Origin of the sequence: Mesorhizobium sp. M1329 (assembly GCF_040318035.1) — a bacterium.
Taxonomy (GTDB): domain Bacteria; phylum Pseudomonadota; class Alphaproteobacteria; order Rhizobiales; family Rhizobiaceae; genus Mesorhizobium.
Map to the genome: position 1 here is coordinate 170,420 of NZ_JAMYLN010000004.1, position 17,778 is coordinate 188,197.

Sequence of the window (17,778 nt, forward strand, 5' to 3'; positions counted from 1 at the left end):
ATTGGTCCAGCCGGCGCCGCTATGGGCGCACGACTCTACCCGGCGCTCACACCAGCGGCTTGAGTTCCTGGGCGATGGTCGGCAGAAGCTCCGAGACGTTCGGGTGGATGTGGACGGCGCGCGCCAGCGTGCTGACCGGCGCCTTGGCATACATCAGGTCGAGCACGCAGTGCACCGCTTCGTCGCCGCCCGGGCCGAGCACCGAACAGCCGAGGATCTCCCTGGTGTCGGCGTCGACCAGGATCTTCATGAAACCTTGCGTCTCACCTTTTTCGACGGCACGGCTGACACGGGTCATTGGCCGCTGGCCGACCAGGGCGCGGCGACCGGATTTCCTTACCGCGGCTTCGGTTATGCCGCAGCGGCCGAGTGGTGGGTCGATATAGAGCGCGTAGGCCTCGATGCGGTCGCTGACCTTGCGCGGATCGTTGTCGAGCAGGTTGGCGGCGACGATCTCGTAGTCGTTGTACGAGGTGTGGGTGAAGGCGCCCTTGCCGTTGCAGTCGCCCATTGCCCAGATGCCGGGCACGCTGGTGCGCAACTGGTCGTCGACGACGATGAAGCCGCGTTTGTCGACCTCGACGCCGGCTTTGTCGAGGCCGAGATCGTCGGTGTTTGGCGTGCGGCCGAGCGCCAGCAGCACATGCGAGCCGACCGCAGCTGCCTTGCCTGGCGAGAAGGTCACGGCGATTTCGTTGCCTCGCCTGGCGAAGCGGATGTCGTCGGCGCCGAGATGGACGGCAATGGCTTCGTTTTCGAGGATCGACAAAATGGCGTCCGAGACATCCTCGTCCTCGCGGCCGATCAGGCGCGGGCTTTTTTCGATGACTGTGACTTCGGAACCGAAGCGACGGAACATCTGCGCGAATTCGAGCGAGACATAGCTGCCGCCGACAACGATGAGATGGCGCGGCAGCACGTCGAGATCCATCATCGACGAGTTGGTGAGGTAGGATACGTCGTTGACACCGGGCAGGTCGGGCACCGAGGCGCGGCCACCGGTGTTGAGGAATATCCTTTCGGCGCTCAGCAGATCGTCGCCGACGCGCACCGTATTGGCGCTCACGAAACGCGCATGGCCGCGACAGAGCGTGCATTTGTCCATGCCGGCAATCCAGTCTTCGAGATTGCCGCGTGCGTCGTTGGAGACCTTGTCCTTGCGCGCCTTGATCGCCTTGTAGTTGACGCCGACGGGACCGGAGAGCGTCACCCCGTAATCCGCTGCGGAGCGGGCTAGATGCGCGGCATAGGCGCTTGCTACCATCGTTTTGGTCGGCGTGCAGCCGGTGTTGACGCAAGTGCCGCCGACCAGCTTTCGCTCGATCAGCGCCACGCTCATGCCGGCCGCATTCAGCCGGCCGGCGAGCGGTGGGCCGGCCTGCCCGGCACCGACGATGATGGCGTCGAATGTCTTTGCCGTCATGCCACCGCCGCCACGATCAGAAGCCCGCCGACGATCGCCACCGCGTCCTCGATGAAGGCGGCGGGCGGGTCCTTGCCGAAGGCGGTGGCCAGGCGTTTGCGCGCCTCGGCGCCGCCCAGCGTGCCGATCACCGCGCCGATGGCGCCGGCGATCAGGCCGCCGATGATGGCGCCACCGGTGGCGCCGATCACCGCGCCGGTGAAAGCGCCCAGGACGATGCGCGTGCCGAATTGCTGCGGCACCTTGCGGCTCGGCGTCGATGGCAGCTGGTCGGTGACCAGTTCGGCGATGGCCAGGATGGTGAAGATGACGACGGCGATCCAGTGGCCCATGAAGCTCGCCCAGGTGCCGGCGACTGGCAACCAGCCAAGCCAGGCGCCCCAGGTGACCGCGGCGGGCGCGGTCATGGCGCGAAGCCCGGCAACGATGCCAATCAGGAGTGCAAGAATGTACAGCATGATCGATCCCCTCGATGGCCGGCTTGGGACAGGTCCGAGAGGGCAAGCTACCATAGGTCGGGTATTTGACCAGAGGTGGTGTCGCCGCCGGCGCTTCCGTATTTTCACCACTTGTGCTTTGGCAAAGTTGAAACTGGAGTTGCGGCCATGATGGGGAGCGAACGCACGAAAATGGCGGCGGGTGAGTGGTATTGCTGCCTCGATCCGGAACTGGAGGCGCTGCGCATTACGGCGCGCGACGCGGTGTTCGAGCACAACAGCCTGCCACCCCGGCAGCGTGGCGATATCGGGCCTGGATTGCGGGCGCTGCTCGGCGCTGCGGGCGAGGGCGCCCGGATCGAAGCGCCGTTCCACTGCGCCTATGGCTTCAACATCTTTCTCGGCGACCGCGTCTTCCTCAATGCCGGCTGCACCATTCTCGACACGGCGCCGGTGCGCATCGGCAAGGGAACGCTGCTCGGCCCCAATGTGCAGATCTATTGCGCCGAGCACCACAAGGAGGCCGCCGGACGACGGGCAGGGCTGGAGATGGCCAGGCCGGTCGAGATCGGCGACAATGCCTGGATCGGCGGAAGTGCCATCGTCCTCGGCGGGGTCAGGATCGGCGATGGCGCTATCGTCGGCGCCGGTGCCGTGGTGACACGCGACGTCGCGGCGAACACCACGGTTGTCGGCAATCCGGCACGGATAATCAGGAACGGCTGAGCCGGATCAGCGTGAAGCGCCGCGTCTATCCAGATCGACACTCCTCGAGAATTCGCGCCGGTACTGCGCCGGCGAGGTTCTGAGGCGCGCCGCGAAATGCCGGCGCAGCGAGGTGGCGCTGCCGAAGCCGGCCTCGAAGGCAACCGTGTCCATCGATTTTTCAGTTGCTTCCAGCAGCCGCTGCGCCAGCTGGACGCGCTGGTCGGTCAGCCAGTCGCCGAAACTGGTGCCGATCGATTTCTGGAAACGGCGCGTGAACGTCCGGCGGGTGAGGCCGGCGTGACCGGCAACGCTGTCCAGACTGTGCGGCTCACCCAACGTTTTGCGCACCGTCTCGAGAGCCTGGGTAAAGCGGTCCGCATTGCCGGTCCTGGCGATGGGACGTTCGATGAATTGAGCCTGCCCGCCCTGCCTGTGGGGAGAAAGCACGATCTGCCGGGCAAGGCGAAGTGCCGCCTCCGCGCCGTAACGAGCCCGTACGACGTGCAGGCAGCAGTCGAGCCCGGCAGCGACGCCGGCGGATGTCACGACATCGCCATTGTCGATGTAGAGCACTTCCGGTTCGACGAGAATGTCGGGATAGAGTTCCTGCAGCTGATCCGCGTAGGCCCAGTGCGTCGCCGCTCGCCGCCCCGAGAGCAGTCCGGTCGCCGCGACAGCGAACGTTCCCAGGCACAGTCCGACGATCAGCGCGCCGCGCCGATGCGCGCTAAGCAACGCGTCTATCAAAGCCGCTGGAGGTGAGCTCCCGAGATCCTTCCAGCTTGGCACGATGACGATGTCGGCGTCATCGAGCGCGGAAAGCCCGTGCGGGACGCTGATGGTCAGCCCGGCATCGGTGCGGATCGGCCCGTCCTCAATCGCGCAGACCCGGAAGTCGAAGCGCGGCAGGCCGAGCGTCGTGCGATCCGCGCCGAACACGAGACACGGCACGGAGAGATGAAACGGGCTGATGCCATCGAAGGCGATAGCGGCAACGGCAGGCTCGGTCATGGCAACACCAACAGGAGTAACAACCAATTGTCCCAATTCTTTCGAATAATGTCAATTGGGACACTTTTTGCCATCCCGTGCCGAGCTTATCGTCCACCCATCAATGTCCAACGGGAAAGGAAAACCCCATGTCGCAACCAGCCAAAGGCAAAGCTCCACGCCGCGCCCTTATCGTCATCGATGTTCAAAATGACTATGACGGCGGCAACCTCGCCATCCAGCATCCGCCGTTCCGCGACAGCGTCGTCAATGTAGCGCGAGCGATGGATGCGGCCACCGAGGCAGGCGTCAAGGTGGTGGTCATCAAGCAGTTGGCGCCGGAAACCTCACCGGTCTTCGCCAAGGGCAGCCATGGCGCCGAGTTGCACCCGGAAATCGCCAGGCGAAACCGCGACCACTACATCGAAAAGAACTTGCCGAGCGCCTTCACCGGCACAGACCTCGAGGAGTGGCTGCGCGCCAACTCTATCGATACGATCACGGTCATTGGCTACATGACGCATAATTGCGATCTGTCGACGGTCATCCACGCCGTGCATATGGGCTTTGAGGTGGAGTTCCTGTCGGACGCAACGGGGTCATTGCCGTACGCCAACAGCGCCGGTTACGCTTCGGGGGAGGAAATCCATCGCGTGGTGACGATCGTCCTGCAGTCGCGCTTCGCGGCCGTTCTCAAGACCGCCGAGTGGATCGATTGCCTGAAGACCGGCGTGGTACCCCAGCACGACACACCCTATGCCTCCAACCAGCGCGCGCTGGCGCGAAGCGCGGCGTAGGGACGAGATCGTCGCGAAGACGCCAAAAAGGGCGCCGCAGCGTTGCGGCACCCTTTGCGGTTCGAGCGTTTGATTATCCCTAGAACAGGCCTTCGATCTGGCCCATTTCGTTCAGGAAGATCTTTTCCGAGGATGGCGCTTTGGGCAGGCCGGGCATGGTCATCACCTCGCCGCAGATGATGACGACGAAGCCGGCGCCGGCAGACAGCCTGACCTCGCGCACCGGCACGGTGTGGCCCGTCGGCGCGCCGCGCAGATTCGGATCGGTGGAGAAGGAATATTGCGTCTTGGCCATGCAGACCGGCAGATGACCGTAGCCGGCGTGCTCCCAGGCGTGGAGCTGGTCGCGCACCGACTTGTCGGCGATCGCTTCGGAACCGCGATAGATGCGCTGGACGATCGTGTTGATCTTCTCGAACAGCGGCATGGCGTCGGGATACAGCGGGGCAAATTGCGACGCGCCGGATTCGGCCAACGCCACGACTCTTTTGGCCAGTTCCTCGATGCCGGCCGATCCCTGAGCCCAGTGCTTGCACAGGATCGCCTCTTCGCCCATCGAGGCGACATAGTCCTTCATCGCCTGGATCTCTGCGTCGGTGTCGGAGTAGAAATGGTTGATGGCGACCACGGCCGGCACACCGAACTGGCGGATGTTCTCGATATGGCGGCCGAGATTGGCGCAGCCCTTCTTGACCGCCTCGACGTTCTCCTTGCCTAGGTCCTCCTTCTTGACGCCGCCATTCATCTTCATGGCGCGAACCGTGGCGACGATGACCGCCGCTGCCGGCCTAAGGCCGGCCTTGCGGCATTTGATGTCGAAGAACTTTTCGGCACCGAGATCGGCGCCGAAACCGGCTTCGGTGACGACGTAATCGGCAAGCTTCAGCGCCGTCGTGGTGGCAACGACGGAGTTACAGCCATGCGCGATGTTGGCGAAGGGGCCGCCATGCACGAAGGCCGGGTTGTTCTCCAGCGTCTGCACGAGATTGGGCTGCATGGCGTCCTTCAAGAGCACGGCCATGGCGCCATCGGCCTTGAGGTCGCGGGCATAGACGGCCGACTTGTCACGGCGATAGGCGACGATGATGTCGCCGAGGCGCTTTTCCAGGTCCTTCAGGTCGGTCGACAGGCACAGGATGGCCATGACTTCCGAGGCGACTGTGATGTCGAAACCGGCCTCGCGCGGGAAACCGTTGGCGACGCCGCCGAGCGAACAGATGATCTCGCGCAGCGACCGGTCGTTCATGTCCATGACGCGGCGCCAGACGACACGGCGGGTGTCGATGCCGAGCTCGTTGCCCCAATAGATGTGGTTGTCGATCAGCGCCGACAGCAAGTTATGCGCGGTGGTGATGGCATGGAAATCGCCGGTGAAGTGGAGGTTCATGTCCTCCATCGGCACGACCTGCGCGTAGCCGCCGCCGGCGGCACCGCCCTTGACGCCGAAATTCGGTCCGAGCGAAGCCTCGCGGATGCAGACGATGGCCTTCTTGCCGATGCGGTTGAGGCCATCGCCCAAGCCCACCGTCGTCGTCGTCTTGCCTTCGCCGGCCGGTGTCGGGTTGATGGCGGTGACGAGGATCAGCTTGCCGTCCTTGTTGCCCTTCACCGACTTGATGAACTCGGCCGAGATCTTGGCCTTGTCGTGGCCGTAGGGCAGAAGATGTTCGCTCGGAATGCCGATCTTCTGGCCGATCTCCTGGATCTGCTTCTTCCTGGCGCCGCGCGCGATCTCGATGTCGGACTTCACTTCGGCCATGACGGCTTCCCTCTGGATTGGACGGATTTGACTAGTGTGGTCGCAAGAACAGCCCGGCATTGCAGGCGCGAGCATGTTCTACCCCTGTCGCTGCCGCGGCGTCAACTTTCATGCAACTATGTTTCCTGCGAAGAAAATACCTCTGCCGCCGGCCGCTCTGCTACAGGTTCTTTTTTTGCGCCGGTTGCAGCGCCGTATAGAAGCCAGAGCAGGCGCGGTTCCGCCGTCTCAAAACAGCCGCCTAATACGCGAAAAGCGACAGAAGCAACGGCGCAAATTCACCAGCGCCGGCCGTGCGGAACGATCCGCTACTGCGTCAGCACGTTGCTGATCTCGACCATGTTCGAGCGCACCCTGAGTATGTAAAAGCCCATCGTCGTCAGATGTGTCGGCAACAGCCAGCCGTCCTCGCGGCCATTGGCGATGATGAAGGGCTGGATGCGCAGCGCCGAGACGAATTGCGCGTCCATCGTATCCCACAGGTTCTGCAGGTGCTTTTCCTTGATGACGTCCTCGAAGTCGGCCTGTGCGCCTTTCATCAGCCCGTAATAGGCATAGAGCTGGCCATAGGCGAACCAGAAGCGGTCGTCGGCGCGGGTGTCGAACCAGCCATTATTGTGGTTTTCGGCACGCTCCTTGAGGATCGCCGAGGTCGAACCGATATCGGACGAGATGCGGTCGATATACTGCTTGAGATTGTCGGCGCGGGCATCGAACGTCGCCTGGCAGGCTGCGAGGCGGGCGTTGAAGGAACGCAGCTTGCGCACTGCGTCGCGATAGTAGCTCGGCGTCGGCGTCTTGGGACCGAACGGGTTCAAGCCGAAGTACCAGGTTTCCTCATCAAACTGCAGATTGCCGCGGGCGTCCTGCAGGTCGGCGTCGATCTGCGAGGTGGTGCGGACGCGGCCGAGATTATCGGCAAGCTCGGTCGCCGTGCGCCGCACCGCCTGGTTGATGCCGCGCTGGAACGAAGCCTTGTTGTCCATGAACGGCGTGTGGTCCCAGTCGATGCCGAACAGGCCGAGCTTGTAGAGGATCATCGACGACACCCAGGCATTCTGGTTGACGTTGAAGTCGGTCAGGTCGGCCGCAACCTGGGCAATGGCTGAATTTCCGCAGGTCTTGGCCGTGTCGGTGCCGGCGCCGGCGGAAACCTGTTCACCGGCGGAGCTGTTGCGTTTTTCGAACGTGTATTTGTCGACGTAATTCGGGTCGAAATTGTTCCACCACTGGGTGGCGTAGAAGAAATTGACATAGAGGCCGATCAGCACGAGCACAGCCAGGCCGAGCACCGCCTTCAGTATCCAGCCGCGTTGCGTGTACCAGCGCCCCGCCCACAGGAACGGCCACAGGATCGCACCGACGACCAAGCCGATGCCGCGGCCAATCCACTGGAAAATCCGGGTGAAGAAACTCACGATCGGATCAAGCATGGCGATATCACCCCCTCAGTCAGTCAAGCCGTAGAGGCGTGTGCGAAACGCCACCTTGTCCTTCAGATATGTGGTTTTCAGAACGTCCACAACATGCGATCTCCAGGCGTCGCTGAAGCCTTCATAATCCCTGTAGAAGCCCGGCTTGTTGAAGACGTAACGCGAGACGAAGTCCTGCGGCACGAAGTCCGAGATCAGCTGGTTGGTCAGCCAGGCGTCGGGATGGTCCGGCTTGGCGCGGATGACCAGGAAGCGCTGCTGCGGGAACACGTCCTCGATCTTGAGATGGCCGAGCTGGGCGATCTCGCGCTTGGCGGCGTTGAGGAAGGGAAAATTGCCGTCCCTGGTAATCAGATCGGTATGGCCGTGGATCCAGGTCTGCAGCCAGACCTTGTCGACGTCGGTCAGATTGCGGTCGGGATCGGCGTCGCGGATCAGCGCGCGCACCACCATTTCGGCGCGATGCTCGAGATAACCGGAGGTTTCGATCCATGAGGCGCGCGGCAGCTCGATGCGGCCGGTCGAGGCGAGGAACTTGAATACCTTGTCGGCGTCGTGGATCGAAAGGTAACTCACCTGCCATGGTCGCGAGCGGCGGAAGCCCGGCGCCGCCGGGTCGCTGATCACCGTCGTCACGTCGGGATCGACAAACACATAGAGCCCGCCGAAATGGCTGGTCCAATAGGCGTTGTGGCGGAAGATCACCTGGTCCGGCACCAGCGCATTCTCGCGGATGTCGCCGCAGATCTTCGCCAGCTCGACCATGTGGGCCAGCATGGCGTTGTCGCGCCAGGCATCCGGCTCCTGCTTCAGCCGGTCGACCAGCTTGCCGAGTTCGGCGGCCTTGCCGAGCACGTCCTCCGCCGACAGCACCTTGAATTCGACCTGGTTGATCGACAGCAGGTCCTCGATGTCGTCGACCTTGGGAACCGAATCCTCGATCTCGCCGTAGATGACGTCCTTGATCGTCAGCGCATCGATGGCGCGCTGGTTCTTGGACATGAATTCGTACATCAGCAGCGAGGTGTTGGAAAAAGCCGTGTGCACCACCGGCAGGTCGATCTGCGACGGCGTCAGGATGATGAAGCGGCGGTTGACCTCGTTCGGATCGAGGTAGCTGTAGTCGCTGCATTCCTCGGCAACCTGCGGCGAAAAGCCGGTGCGGTCGATCTCGAAGCTTTTCAATTTGGTCGGCTTCAAGCCGAACGCGACCATCGCCTTGTTGTAGCGCTGGATCAGGTGCTGCTCGTCGATCGTCAGCAGCCGGCCGTAGATCAGCTCGTTGTCGCGTAGCAGATCGGGCTTCTTGGCGGGTTTCATTCTTCCTTCTCCCACAAGGGGAGAAGGGGGCGTCGGAGCACCTCACGCATTCCACAGCCCTTTCTTCTTCATCTCCTCGATCTCGCGGACGGCACGCTCCCGCAGGCGGGTGTCGCGGATCATCTTGGTCACCGCCGCATCGTCGGACTTGTCGGAGTAGCGGAATTCGGAATCCGCGTAGCGGTTGATCTCCTGCATGACCATATCCATCGAGAATGGCCCGCGCAGTTCCTCGATCATCGCTTTCTTGTCGTCGTAGCCCTTGTGCATGAACGCTTCCGGCTTTTCGAACCACTCGTCCGGCAATTCGATGTCCATGGCGCGCATCTTGATGGCATCGGTGACGTTCTTGATGGCGCGGCCGGTAAAACGCGGCTCGGCATCCTTGATCATGTGCAGATAAGTGCCGATGTCGGCCATCGTCTTTGGCGCGCCGTTCTCCTTCATGTAGCGCTCGTAGACCTTCATCAATCCATCTTCCTGCGGCTTCTCATGCTCCTCGTAAGCTTCCATCACGGCGCGCTGGATCTCTTGCGCCGCATAGAGCTTGTGGTCGCCGAGCGGGATCTTGTGGTTCTTGCCGGCGAGCAGGACGAAGATATCGATATAGTCGTCGCGGCTCTGCGGGCCGTCGACCAGCCAGCGGGCGCCGGCGCGCTGGCGCAGCGCGTCGTCGACGTTCTCGGGATAATTGGAGAACATGCCGAAGGAACAGTTGCCGCGCACCACGGTCGCCGCACCTCCAAACGCGTCCATAAGCACGCCGGTGATTTCCTGCTGGCCGGCCGAGGCACGGTCGTCTGAGCGGCGTGCGGCGACCTGGTCGATATCGTCGATGGTGCCGAAGCCGATGACGCGCGGGTTCAGCACGTTGTTTATGAACTGGCGGCAGTTCTGGCCCGACTTACCCTGATAGGACGAGATCTGGTCGACGCCGAAATTCTCGTAGGCGAAGGGATAGCCGGCGACCTGGCAATAACCATTGAGAAGGCCGGCGATCATCTGGATCAGCGTCGTCTTGCCGGTGCCGGGCGCGCCGTCGCCGATAAAAGTGAACAGGAAACCGCCGAGCTCGACGAACGGGTTTAGCTCGCGCTCGAAATCGTAGGCCATCAGCATCTTGGCGAGCTTGACCGACTGGTATTTGGCGATGTGGTTGCCGACGACCTCTTCCGGTTTTTTGAAGGTCATCACCAGCGGCTTTGCCCGCTTGCCCGGCGCGACGTCGAAACCGTCAAGGGTAAAATCGTCGACGTCGATGCGGATATGAGCGTTCTCGAACGGGCCGATGCCGTCGAAGCGGCCCTTTCGCGCCAACAGCCCGTCGATGGCGACGCGGGCGAAGGCGCGGGCGCGGGTCATCAGGTCGGCATCGTCCTTCGAACCTGCTATCGACCTGTCGAGCCCGGCTACGATCGACTTCACCGCATCCTGTGGCGTGTCGAACAGAAAGTCCGGCTCGGGCGTGTCGTTCGGCGCCTCGCCGTCGCTGTCGATCAGCTGGAACAGATAGGAGGCAAGGCTGAAGGCGGAGATGTAGGCAGAGGCCGACAGCAGCTTCTTGAAGGTGGCAGCTTCATCGCCTTCGAGCGGCGCGCGGACATTTTTCGCCTGCAGGCTTTCGAGGTCCGAGCCCTCGGCGAAGACATCCGATATGGCCAGCGCTATCGCCAGCCCGCGCCGGGCGCGAAACAACAGCGTGTGCTGCGGGATGGTCAGCAACTGGTCGTCGGAATGAACGGCGGCGACGGTTTTGGCGAGCTCGACCTCGCGCGTGCGGCGCACCGAGCCGACCGAGACGGTCGAGACGAAGCGGCGGTTGGTGCCGGCAAGCGCGGTGCCGGACTCGCGCGATGGGTCTTCCAGCACGACGATGCGGGTGATGAAACTTTGCGCAGTGGCACGGTGCTTTTCAATTGCCGCTTCCGGAATGGTGGTCAGGCCGGTGTCCATGGAGGATGCTCCGCGATTTGACGGTCAGACGTCGCTGATGACCTGCCCTTTGGACAGGATGTGGACCTTGTAGCCCCAAAAGATCTTCTGCGCCTCGCCGGCGGCATAGAGCGCCTGATAGGCCTCGTGCGGGATCAGCGCATGGTTCTCATAGCTCGACACGCCTTGCCGCGCGGCCTCGAGATCGTCGGTATTGATGAAGAATTCCTGCGTCGTCTTTTCGCTCGAAAACAGCCCCTTGCGGCCTGGCTTTTCGGCCTTGGAAAAGACCTCCTGGATGGTCCAGGTCAGCAGCCAGGCGTTTTCCGGCTTGCGGACCTTGGCCAGCACTTCGCTCACCGTCGAATTGTTGTCGGTAATCCCTGCAGAATAGAACGGGCCGAGCACGACGCGACGCAGCTGCTTGGGATGCAGCGGCTCGAAATCCTTGTCGAGGTTGACCGCGATGGTCGCCGGCGACAGCGCGTATGCAGAATTCTTCTCGGTGAAATCGTCGAAACGGTGGGCAAGCTCGGGATTGAGCAAGCCGTCGACCGGCAGCGGAATGTCGACCCTCTCATTAAGTTTGCCACTGGAGTCGACAAGCTGCCGGATCATATCGTCCGAGGAATCCTCGACCGTCACCATATAGACAAGCGGCAGGTTGGCGCTGCCGTCGAAGCAGGCCCAGTGGACCAGATAATAGGGCCGCAACGTCTTCGGATTGACCGACACCTTGACCGTCTGCGCCAGCGTGAACGGGCCGAAGGTGGTCTCGCTCTTGACGTCCTCGAGGTAAAGCCGCTCGGCCATCGACTTCTGCAGCGCTTCGGGGAATTCCTTGTGGCGCAGGATGAAGTCCGCCATTTCCTCGCGTAGCTCGTCGGCCAGCGGGAGATTGGCGAGGCGCGCATCGGCCTGGAGCCGGTCGTTTTCCAGCTCCAGCAGGTTCTGGAAGACCGGGAAACCGCTTTCGGCGCGCGAGATGCGGAACGTCTCAGTGAAGCCCAGCCGGTTGCGCCAGCACGAGAATGACTTGTCGAGCCGCGCAATATATTCGGCGACGACCTTGGCGACGATGCCGTGCCGGTAGAGCGGCGAGCGATCGTCGCGCATGAATACTTCGAGGCCGCCAAGTGCCGCCGCGATCGCCGAGAAATAGCGCGCCGCGGCTTCGTTTTCGGGGGTCATGGCGCCAGCCCTTGGGAGCAGTGCACGTGCAGCAATCACGACTGCACGTAATTTGCCGAATTGTGCTTCTTCATCACATCGTCGAAGCGCCGGGCGAAGGCATCGTCGGCGAGCTTCTTGCGGCGCTGGATGTCGGCGGTGGCGACCATGTTCTTCTCATGCATTTCAAGCAGATCGCCGATGTGCTTCTGCGAGGCGGCACCGATGCCGGCCATGGTCTCTTCGGCGGTGTTGTCGACCTGGCTGCCCAGCGTGTTGATCTTGTGGGCGACATCCTGCTGGGCGGCGGTCTTCAGCGAATCTTCCAGCGCCTTGTACAGAACGATGCGCTGCTCGGTATCGATGGTCAGCTTGTTGATCAGCGTCGATTGCGCCGCGATCTGGTTGTTGAGCGAATCGACGAAGGTCTGGAACATCGAGGTGTAACGCTCCAGCGTCTGGCTTTCGGCCAGCAATTCCTGCTCCTTGGCCTGCTTCTCGTTGTATTCCGTGGCCAGTTTCGAGCGTTCGCCTTCAAGCTGCGTGCGCTCCTTCTGGCTGGTCGAGGCGGCGATCTTGTTCTCGATGTCGAGCAGCATCGGGTTGAGTTCCTCGATGCGCTTCTGCACGGTCTCGAGATTGGACATGGTGGTCTTGCGGCGCTCGATCACCTGCGACAGGCTGGCCTCGGAGGTCTTGTAGCGGGTGTCGAGAACCTGCTTCTGCGCCTTGAGGATGCCGACGATCGTGTCGGATTTCGCCAGCAGCTCCTGCAAATTGCCGGCCAGCGACATGTTGCGGACGCGGTCGGTGCGCAGGCGCTGCTTGCGCTGGCTGGAGAAGACACCGACGAAATTTTCCCAACCGGTGTAGTTCTTCATGCTCTCGAATTCGGCGCCGAAGACGTTGGTGGCGTCCTCGAGGCCGATGATCAGGTCGGCGATATTGCCTTCCATCACCTTCTGCTGCTTCAGCACATCCTCGATGCGGGCATTCTCGATGTCGAAATTGGCGTCCCCGATCTTCTTGTCGGCGGTGGCGAGCGTTTCGAGCACGCTACCGGACTGCTCGATCTTGGTGCGCATGTCCTCCACGACCTGCTTGGTCTTGGCAATCTCGGCATCGAAATTCTGCAATGTCGCCATTGGGGCCTCCCGCTTCGGCATCGGTTTCGTTTCGCAAACCGCCGCGAATATATGTGCCGGGTTTGGCGAATGAAAGACGGAAGACATGGGATTACAGGAAAACAAAAGAATTTCAGGAGGCCGACCGCAGGATAGTCAGGCAATGATTACGGTGTAACTGCCGTCCGGTCAGACACCGCTTCAACCGTGCTCGGGAGCGACGCTCAGGGCTTGGGATCGGCTTTGAGGTAGGCGATGACGTTGGCGATGTCGTCGTCGCTGGTCAGGCCGGAGAAGGCCATTTTGTTGCCGGGGACCTTCTGCCGCGGCGCGCGCAGGTATTCGGCAAGGTTTGCTTCGTCCCAGACCAGGCCGGCAGCGCCCGCGTCCTTCATCCCCTGCGAGTAGCGGCTGAGGTAACTGTCCGCGGTCCCAGCGGTGCGGCCGACGACACCCAGCAGATGCGGGCCGACCTTGTCGCGGTCGCTCGTTGCCTCATGACAGGCCATGCATCTGTTGAAGACTTTCTTGCCGAGAGCGGCATCGCCGTCGGCATGCGCGGCAAGAGCGCCGACAAGGAGGAAACCAGCAGCAGACGAAATGGCTCGAAGCATGGGAACTCCCGACGGCTCTGGCCGCGGATCAAAATAGGCGGCACGCTTGGCAACGCCGCATGATGGCGGAAACGATTGCTGTTTCAAGCTGTTCGGCGTGCGCCAAGTCAAGGCCGGATGAAACAAATAGCGCTGGTCAGGTTTTGGTGAAGCCGATGAAATCGTCGGGCACGGCGCGGCCCATTTCCTCTTCCCAATGGCGGCGGCAGAGCGAGACATAGACATCCTTGCCGATCGCCACCTGTTCGCCCTGTTTCGCCACCTTGCCGTCGGCGCCGAGGCGCACCACCATCGTCGCCTTGCGGCCGCAACGGCAGATGGTGCGCACCTCGCGCAGGTCGTCGGCGATCGCCAGCAGGGCGCGCGAGCCGGAAAACAGCTTGCCTTGGAAATCGGTGCGCAGGCCGTAGCACATGACAGGGATGTTGAGCCGGTCGGCGATGCGGGCGAGTTGCCAGACTTGCTCCTCTTCTAGGAATTGCGCCTCGTCGACGAAGACGCAATGGACCGTGGCGTGGTCGTGATGCTCGGCGACCCGGGCAAACAGATCGTCGCCGTCCCGGAACATCTCGGCTTCCGTCTCCAGGCCGATGCGCGACGAGATCAGCCCGGTATCGCCCTTGCGGTAGTGGCCGGCTATGAACAGCATCGTCGTCATGCCGCGCTCGCGGTAATTGTACGAGGCCTGCAACAGCATCGTCGTCTTGCCGGCATTCATCGTCGCATAGTGGAAGTACAGCTTGGCCATGCCGTCCTTTTAAGCCGAGTTGCAACAAAGCTGGGAGGGGGAGAGCCTACATTCCACCGGGAAAAGGCGACTTCCATCCGGAAAGCGGCGGGCGTGTCGCTGATCGGCCAGCCTGCGCCGTTGTTCGTGATTGCCTTAGTGCTTGAAACCGCAGCAGAATGATGTTTGGCTGGCGTGACAAGGCGGAGATAAAACCGTCGCTTGGCTTCACCGAGAACTGAAATGGGAGAATTTTCATGTCGCGTATGAGTTCATTCGTCGCCGGCCTCGGCCTGGCGGCTTTTCTATCCACGACTGGGGCCTTCGCCGGCGATCCGGAAAGCTGCAAGACGGTGCGGCTGTCCGATGTCGGCTGGACCGACATCCAGGCGACTACCGGCATAGCCTCGGTGCTGCTCACGGCGCTCGGCTATGAGCCGCAGGTGATCCAGCTTTCGGTGCCGGTGACCTATGCATCCCTGAAGAACAAAGACCTCGACGTGTTCCTTGGAAACTGGATGCCGTCGATGACCAACGACATCAAGGACTATACCGCCGAAGGCTCGGTCGAGACCGTCAGCGAAAACCTCAGCGGTGCCGGCTACGGCATTGTCGTTCCGACCTATGTCGCCGATGCCGGTGTCAAGACGCTGACCGATCTCGGCAAGTTCAAGGACAAGTTCGACGGCAAGATCTACGGTATCGAGGCCGGCAATGACGGCAACCGCATCATCCTCGATATGATCAAGGATCCGAAGACCAATCTTGAAGGCTTCGAACTGGTCGAATCTTCCGAGGCCGGCATGCTCACCCAGGCCGAGCAGTCCATGAAGAACAATGAATGGATCGCCTTCCTCGGCTGGACGCCGCATCCGGTGATGGGCGCCATGAAGATCACCTATCTCGAGGGGATGGGAGATAGCGGCTTTGGCGCTGCCACCGTGCATACCAATGTGCGCAAGGGCTACATGAGCGAATGCCCCAATGCCGGCAAGTTCATCGCCAACCTGAAGTTCAACCTGGACATGGAAGGCGAGATGATGGACGCGATCCTGAAGGGCGGCGACGCCAATACGGTCGCGACCGACTGGCTGAAGAAGCACCCGGACGCGGTCGCTCCCTGGATCGCCGGCGTCACCACCTTCGACGGCGGCGATGCGGCGGCTGCGGTGAAAACGGCGCTCGGAAGCTGACCCGACCATCTGGCATGACGAGACAAGGGGCAGCCACGGTAGAAATGGCTGCCCTTTTTCATATCCTGTGACAAGATGACCGTCCGGCAAAGGACGGCGCCGGTAGAAGAGGGGCTAGATGGATCCGATCTCCAAATTCCTGGTCAGTTACAAGATTCCCATTGGGGCATGGGGGAAGGCGTTTTTCGGCTTTCTCACTGACAATTTCGACACCGTCTTCAGGGCTTTTTCCAACAGCCTCAACTTCCTGCTCGACGGCATCGTCGACGGGCTGCTGTTGCTGCCGCCGGTTCTGCTGATCGCCCTGATCGCTCTGCTCGCCTATTTCCTGCAGCGCTCGAAAGGCCTGGCTTTGGCGGTATTCATCGGATTGCTGTTCATCCTCAACCAGAACCTGTGGAAGCAGACGGTGGAGACGCTGGTGCTGGTGGTCGCTGCTGCCGCCGTCTCGATGGCCATCGGCGTGCCGCTCGGCATCTGGGCCGCGCATAAGCCGAAGGTGTATCGCGTCATGCTGCCGGTGCTCGACCTGATGCAGACGCTGCCGACCTTCGTCTACCTGATCCCGGTGCTGACCCTGTTCGGCCTCGGCAACGCACCCGGCCTGATCGTCACCATCATCTTCGTCATCCCGACCTCGGTTCGGCTCACCCATCTAGGCGTCACCTCGGTGCCGAAATCGATCGTCGAGGCGGGCGAAGCGTTCGGCGCCACCAAGCGCCAGCTGCTGTGGAAGGTCGAGCTGCCTTCGGCGCTGCCGACCATCATGGCCGGGCTGACCCAGTCGATCATGCTGTCGCTGTCGATGGTGGTGTTCGCCGCCCTGATCGGCGCCGGCGGGCTCGGTACGGAAATCAACCGGGCGCTCGGGTCGCGCAGGATCGACCTCGGGCTTGAGGCAGGGCTGGCGATCGTCGTGCTCGCCATCGTGCTCGACCGGATGACGCGCATCGGCGTGGGAGGCAAGAAATGACCGTCGCCGTCGATTTCAGGAATGTCGATATCGTCTTCGGCGCCGACCAGGCAGGCTCGCTGGCGCTGATCGACAGTGGTGCCACCCGAGCCGAGATCCTCGAACAGACCGGCAACGTACTGGGCTGCGCCGGCGCCAGCCTCACCGTGAACGAGGGCGAGATCTCGGTGCTGATGGGGCTTTCCGGCTCCGGCAAATCGACGCTGCTCAGAGCCGTCAACCGGCTGAACGTCGTCTCGCGCGGTCAGGTGCTGGTCAAGGACGGCGATGGTACGGTCGACGTCGTCACCTGCGACGAGGCGACGCTTCGGCGGCTGCGGCAGAAACAGGTGGCAATGGTGTTCCAGCAGTTCGGCCTGCTGCCGTGGCGCACGGTCGAGGAGAATGTCGGCCTCGGCCTCGAGCTCGCCGGGGTACCCGAAGCCGAGCGCAAGGAGCGGGTGAACAGGCAGCTGAAGCTGGTTCATCTCGACCAGTGGTCGAAAAAATACGCGCATGAGCTTTCCGGCGGCATGCAGCAGCGCGTCGGCCTGGCGCGCGCCTTTGCCACCGAGGCGCCGATCCTGTTGATGGACGAGCCGTTCTCGGCGCTCGATCCGCTGATCCGGACCAAGCTGCAGGACGAGCTGCTGCAGCTCCAGGCCGAGCTGAAGAAGACCATCATCTTCGTCAGCCACGACCTCGAGGAGGCGCTGAAGATCGGCACCCATATCACCATCATGGAAGGCGGGCGCATAGTGCAGACCGGTGCGCCGGAAGACATCGTGCTGCGGCCTGCCAACGACTATGTCCGCGACTTCATCGCCAATGTGAACCCGCTCTCGGTGTTGACCGCGTGGAACGTCATGCGCGACCGCCGCGACCTCGAGCACGGCGAGAACGGCTGGGTGTGGCTCGACCGGCGCAAGACGACGCGCTTCAAGATCGACGAGCATGGGCTGGTGGCGGCGGCCGAGCGCGACGGCAAGCCGGCGGTATGGGTGTCCTGCGCCGATGTCGAAGCCCAGCCGGAGGAGACTGCGCAGGTGTTCTGGGCCAATCCCGGCACCTCGCTGAAGACCGTGATGCTGGCCATGCATCGCTCGCAGACCGCACCGGTGGCGCTGTTCGACGGCCAGTCGCGCTTCGTCGGCGCTATCGGCGTCAGGGATGTGCTGAGCGCGGTGCTGCGAAGATAG

At 62.3% G+C, this 17,778-nt stretch carries 16 protein-coding genes; 5 read left to right on the forward strand and 11 right to left on the reverse strand.

Annotated elements, in window-relative coordinates; all coding sequences use genetic code 11:
• Positions 1-46: 46 nt before the first annotated feature.
• A complete protein-coding gene (locus tag NKH21_RS05765; protein ID WP_352863482.1) occupies positions 47-1,423 on the reverse strand; it encodes an FAD-containing oxidoreductase in 1,377 nt (458 codons plus the stop codon).
• A complete protein-coding gene (locus tag NKH21_RS05770) occupies positions 1,420-1,881 on the reverse strand; it encodes a DUF4126 domain-containing protein (protein WP_352863484.1) in 462 nt (153 codons plus the stop codon). The genes NKH21_RS05765 and NKH21_RS05770 overlap by 4 nt, the downstream gene beginning before the upstream one ends.
• 147 nt (positions 1,882-2,028) lie before the next feature.
• Between NKH21_RS05770 and NKH21_RS05775 the strand changes: the two genes are divergently transcribed.
• Entirely contained in the window at positions 2,029-2,586 is a 558-nt protein-coding gene (locus tag NKH21_RS05775) for a sugar O-acetyltransferase (protein WP_352863486.1), read from the forward strand.
• A 6-nt stretch (positions 2,587-2,592) separates the two neighbouring features.
• Here the strand turns inward: NKH21_RS05775 and NKH21_RS05780 are convergent, their stop codons facing one another.
• Complete coding sequence (locus NKH21_RS05780; RefSeq protein WP_352863488.1) at positions 2,593-3,579, reverse strand: helix-turn-helix domain-containing protein; 987 nt, start codon at positions 3,577-3,579, stop codon at positions 2,593-2,595.
• Between the two features lie 128 nt (positions 3,580-3,707).
• Between NKH21_RS05780 and NKH21_RS05785 the strand changes: the two genes are divergently transcribed.
• Positions 3,708-4,355, forward strand: coding sequence for a cysteine hydrolase family protein (locus NKH21_RS05785; protein ID WP_023679515.1), 648 nt, complete (start codon positions 3,708-3,710; stop codon positions 4,353-4,355).
• Between the two features lie 79 nt (positions 4,356-4,434).
• Here the strand turns inward: NKH21_RS05785 and NKH21_RS05790 are convergent, their stop codons facing one another.
• From NKH21_RS05790 to NKH21_RS05825, 8 genes are all read right to left on the reverse strand, one after another.
• Positions 4,435-6,114: a formate--tetrahydrofolate ligase gene (locus NKH21_RS05790; RefSeq protein WP_292660714.1), complete on the reverse strand. Its 1,680-nt coding sequence runs from the start codon at positions 6,112-6,114 to the stop codon at positions 4,435-4,437.
• A gap of 308 nt (positions 6,115-6,422) precedes the next feature.
• Positions 6,423-7,547 carry a DUF2333 family protein gene (locus tag NKH21_RS05795; RefSeq protein WP_352488967.1) on the reverse strand — a complete coding sequence of 375 codons (1,125 nt, stop codon included), beginning with the start codon at positions 7,545-7,547 and terminating at the stop codon, positions 6,423-6,425.
• Between the two features lie 15 nt (positions 7,548-7,562).
• The gene (locus NKH21_RS05800; protein WP_352863490.1) at positions 7,563-8,867 is read right to left on the reverse strand and encodes a DUF6638 family protein; all 1,305 of its coding nucleotides are present in this window, start codon (positions 8,865-8,867) and stop codon (positions 7,563-7,565) included.
• Positions 8,868-8,909: 42 nt separating this feature from the next.
• Positions 8,910-10,820, reverse strand: coding sequence for an AAA family ATPase (locus NKH21_RS05805; RefSeq protein ID WP_352863492.1), 1,911 nt, complete (start codon positions 10,818-10,820; stop codon positions 8,910-8,912).
• A gap of 24 nt (positions 10,821-10,844) precedes the next feature.
• Positions 10,845-11,990 carry a hypothetical protein gene (locus NKH21_RS05810; protein WP_352863494.1) on the reverse strand — a complete coding sequence of 382 codons (1,146 nt, stop codon included), beginning with the start codon at positions 11,988-11,990 and terminating at the stop codon, positions 10,845-10,847.
• 35 nt (positions 11,991-12,025) lie between these two features.
• Positions 12,026-13,114 carry a hypothetical protein gene (locus NKH21_RS05815; RefSeq protein ID WP_352863496.1) on the reverse strand — a complete coding sequence of 363 codons (1,089 nt, stop codon included), beginning with the start codon at positions 13,112-13,114 and terminating at the stop codon, positions 12,026-12,028.
• A 203-nt stretch (positions 13,115-13,317) separates the two neighbouring features.
• Positions 13,318-13,707, reverse strand: a complete 390-nt coding sequence (locus NKH21_RS05820; RefSeq protein WP_352863498.1) for a c-type cytochrome — start codon at positions 13,705-13,707, stop codon at positions 13,318-13,320.
• Between the two features lie 136 nt (positions 13,708-13,843).
• Positions 13,844-14,455: a thymidine kinase gene (locus tag NKH21_RS05825; RefSeq protein WP_352466807.1), complete on the reverse strand. Its 612-nt coding sequence runs from the start codon at positions 14,453-14,455 to the stop codon at positions 13,844-13,846.
• 236 nt (positions 14,456-14,691) lie between these two features.
• Here NKH21_RS05825 and NKH21_RS05830 point away from each other — a divergent pair, with 236 nt between their 5' ends.
• From NKH21_RS05830 to choV, 3 genes are all read left to right on the forward strand, one after another.
• Positions 14,692-15,627 carry a choline ABC transporter substrate-binding protein gene (locus NKH21_RS05830; RefSeq protein WP_352863500.1) on the forward strand — a complete coding sequence of 312 codons (936 nt, stop codon included), beginning with the start codon at positions 14,692-14,694 and terminating at the stop codon, positions 15,625-15,627.
• Between the two features lie 118 nt (positions 15,628-15,745).
• Entirely contained in the window at positions 15,746-16,600 is an 855-nt protein-coding gene (choW, locus tag NKH21_RS05835) for a choline ABC transporter permease subunit (RefSeq protein WP_352466809.1), read from the forward strand.
• Complete coding sequence (choV, locus tag NKH21_RS05840; RefSeq protein ID WP_352863502.1) at positions 16,597-17,778, forward strand: choline ABC transporter ATP-binding protein; 1,182 nt, start codon at positions 16,597-16,599, stop codon at positions 17,776-17,778. The genes choW and choV overlap by 4 nt, the downstream gene beginning before the upstream one ends.

What these genes read in the sequence shown, in the direction of transcription:
- NKH21_RS05770 (WP_352863484.1), bottom strand. Translation starts at nt 1,881, where the DNA reads ATGCTGTACATTCTTGCACTCCTGATTGGCATCGTTGCCGGGCTTCGC.
- choV (WP_352863502.1), top strand. Translation starts at nt 16,597, where the DNA reads ATGACCGTCGCCGTCGATTTCAGGAATGTCGATATCGTCTTCGGCGCC.
- NKH21_RS05780 (WP_352863488.1), bottom strand. Translation starts at nt 3,579, where the DNA reads ATGACCGAGCCTGCCGTTGCCGCTATCGCCTTCGATGGCATCAGCCCG.
- NKH21_RS05830 (WP_352863500.1), top strand. Translation starts at nt 14,692, where the DNA reads ATGTCGCGTATGAGTTCATTCGTCGCCGGCCTCGGCCTGGCGGCTTTT.
- NKH21_RS05815 (WP_352863496.1), bottom strand. Translation starts at nt 13,114, where the DNA reads ATGGCGACATTGCAGAATTTCGATGCCGAGATTGCCAAGACCAAGCAG.
- NKH21_RS05820 (WP_352863498.1), bottom strand. Translation starts at nt 13,707, where the DNA reads ATGCTTCGAGCCATTTCGTCTGCTGCTGGTTTCCTCCTTGTCGGCGCT.
- NKH21_RS05810 (WP_352863494.1), bottom strand. Translation starts at nt 11,990, where the DNA reads ATGACCCCCGAAAACGAAGCCGCGGCGCGCTATTTCTCGGCGATCGCG.
- NKH21_RS05795 (WP_352488967.1), bottom strand. Translation starts at nt 7,547, where the DNA reads ATGCTTGATCCGATCGTGAGTTTCTTCACCCGGATTTTCCAGTGGATT.
- NKH21_RS05805 (WP_352863492.1), bottom strand. Translation starts at nt 10,820, where the DNA reads ATGGACACCGGCCTGACCACCATTCCGGAAGCGGCAATTGAAAAGCAC.
- NKH21_RS05765 (WP_352863482.1), bottom strand. Translation starts at nt 1,423, where the DNA reads ATGACGGCAAAGACATTCGACGCCATCATCGTCGGTGCCGGGCAGGCC.
- NKH21_RS05775 (WP_352863486.1), top strand. Translation starts at nt 2,029, where the DNA reads ATGATGGGGAGCGAACGCACGAAAATGGCGGCGGGTGAGTGGTATTGC.
- NKH21_RS05785 (WP_023679515.1), top strand. Translation starts at nt 3,708, where the DNA reads ATGTCGCAACCAGCCAAAGGCAAAGCTCCACGCCGCGCCCTTATCGTC.
- NKH21_RS05825 (WP_352466807.1), bottom strand. Translation starts at nt 14,455, where the DNA reads ATGGCCAAGCTGTACTTCCACTATGCGACGATGAATGCCGGCAAGACG.
- NKH21_RS05790 (WP_292660714.1), bottom strand. Translation starts at nt 6,114, where the DNA reads ATGGCCGAAGTGAAGTCCGACATCGAGATCGCGCGCGGCGCCAGGAAG.
- choW (WP_352466809.1), top strand. Translation starts at nt 15,746, where the DNA reads ATGGATCCGATCTCCAAATTCCTGGTCAGTTACAAGATTCCCATTGGG.
- NKH21_RS05800 (WP_352863490.1), bottom strand. Translation starts at nt 8,867, where the DNA reads ATGAAACCCGCCAAGAAGCCCGATCTGCTACGCGACAACGAGCTGATC.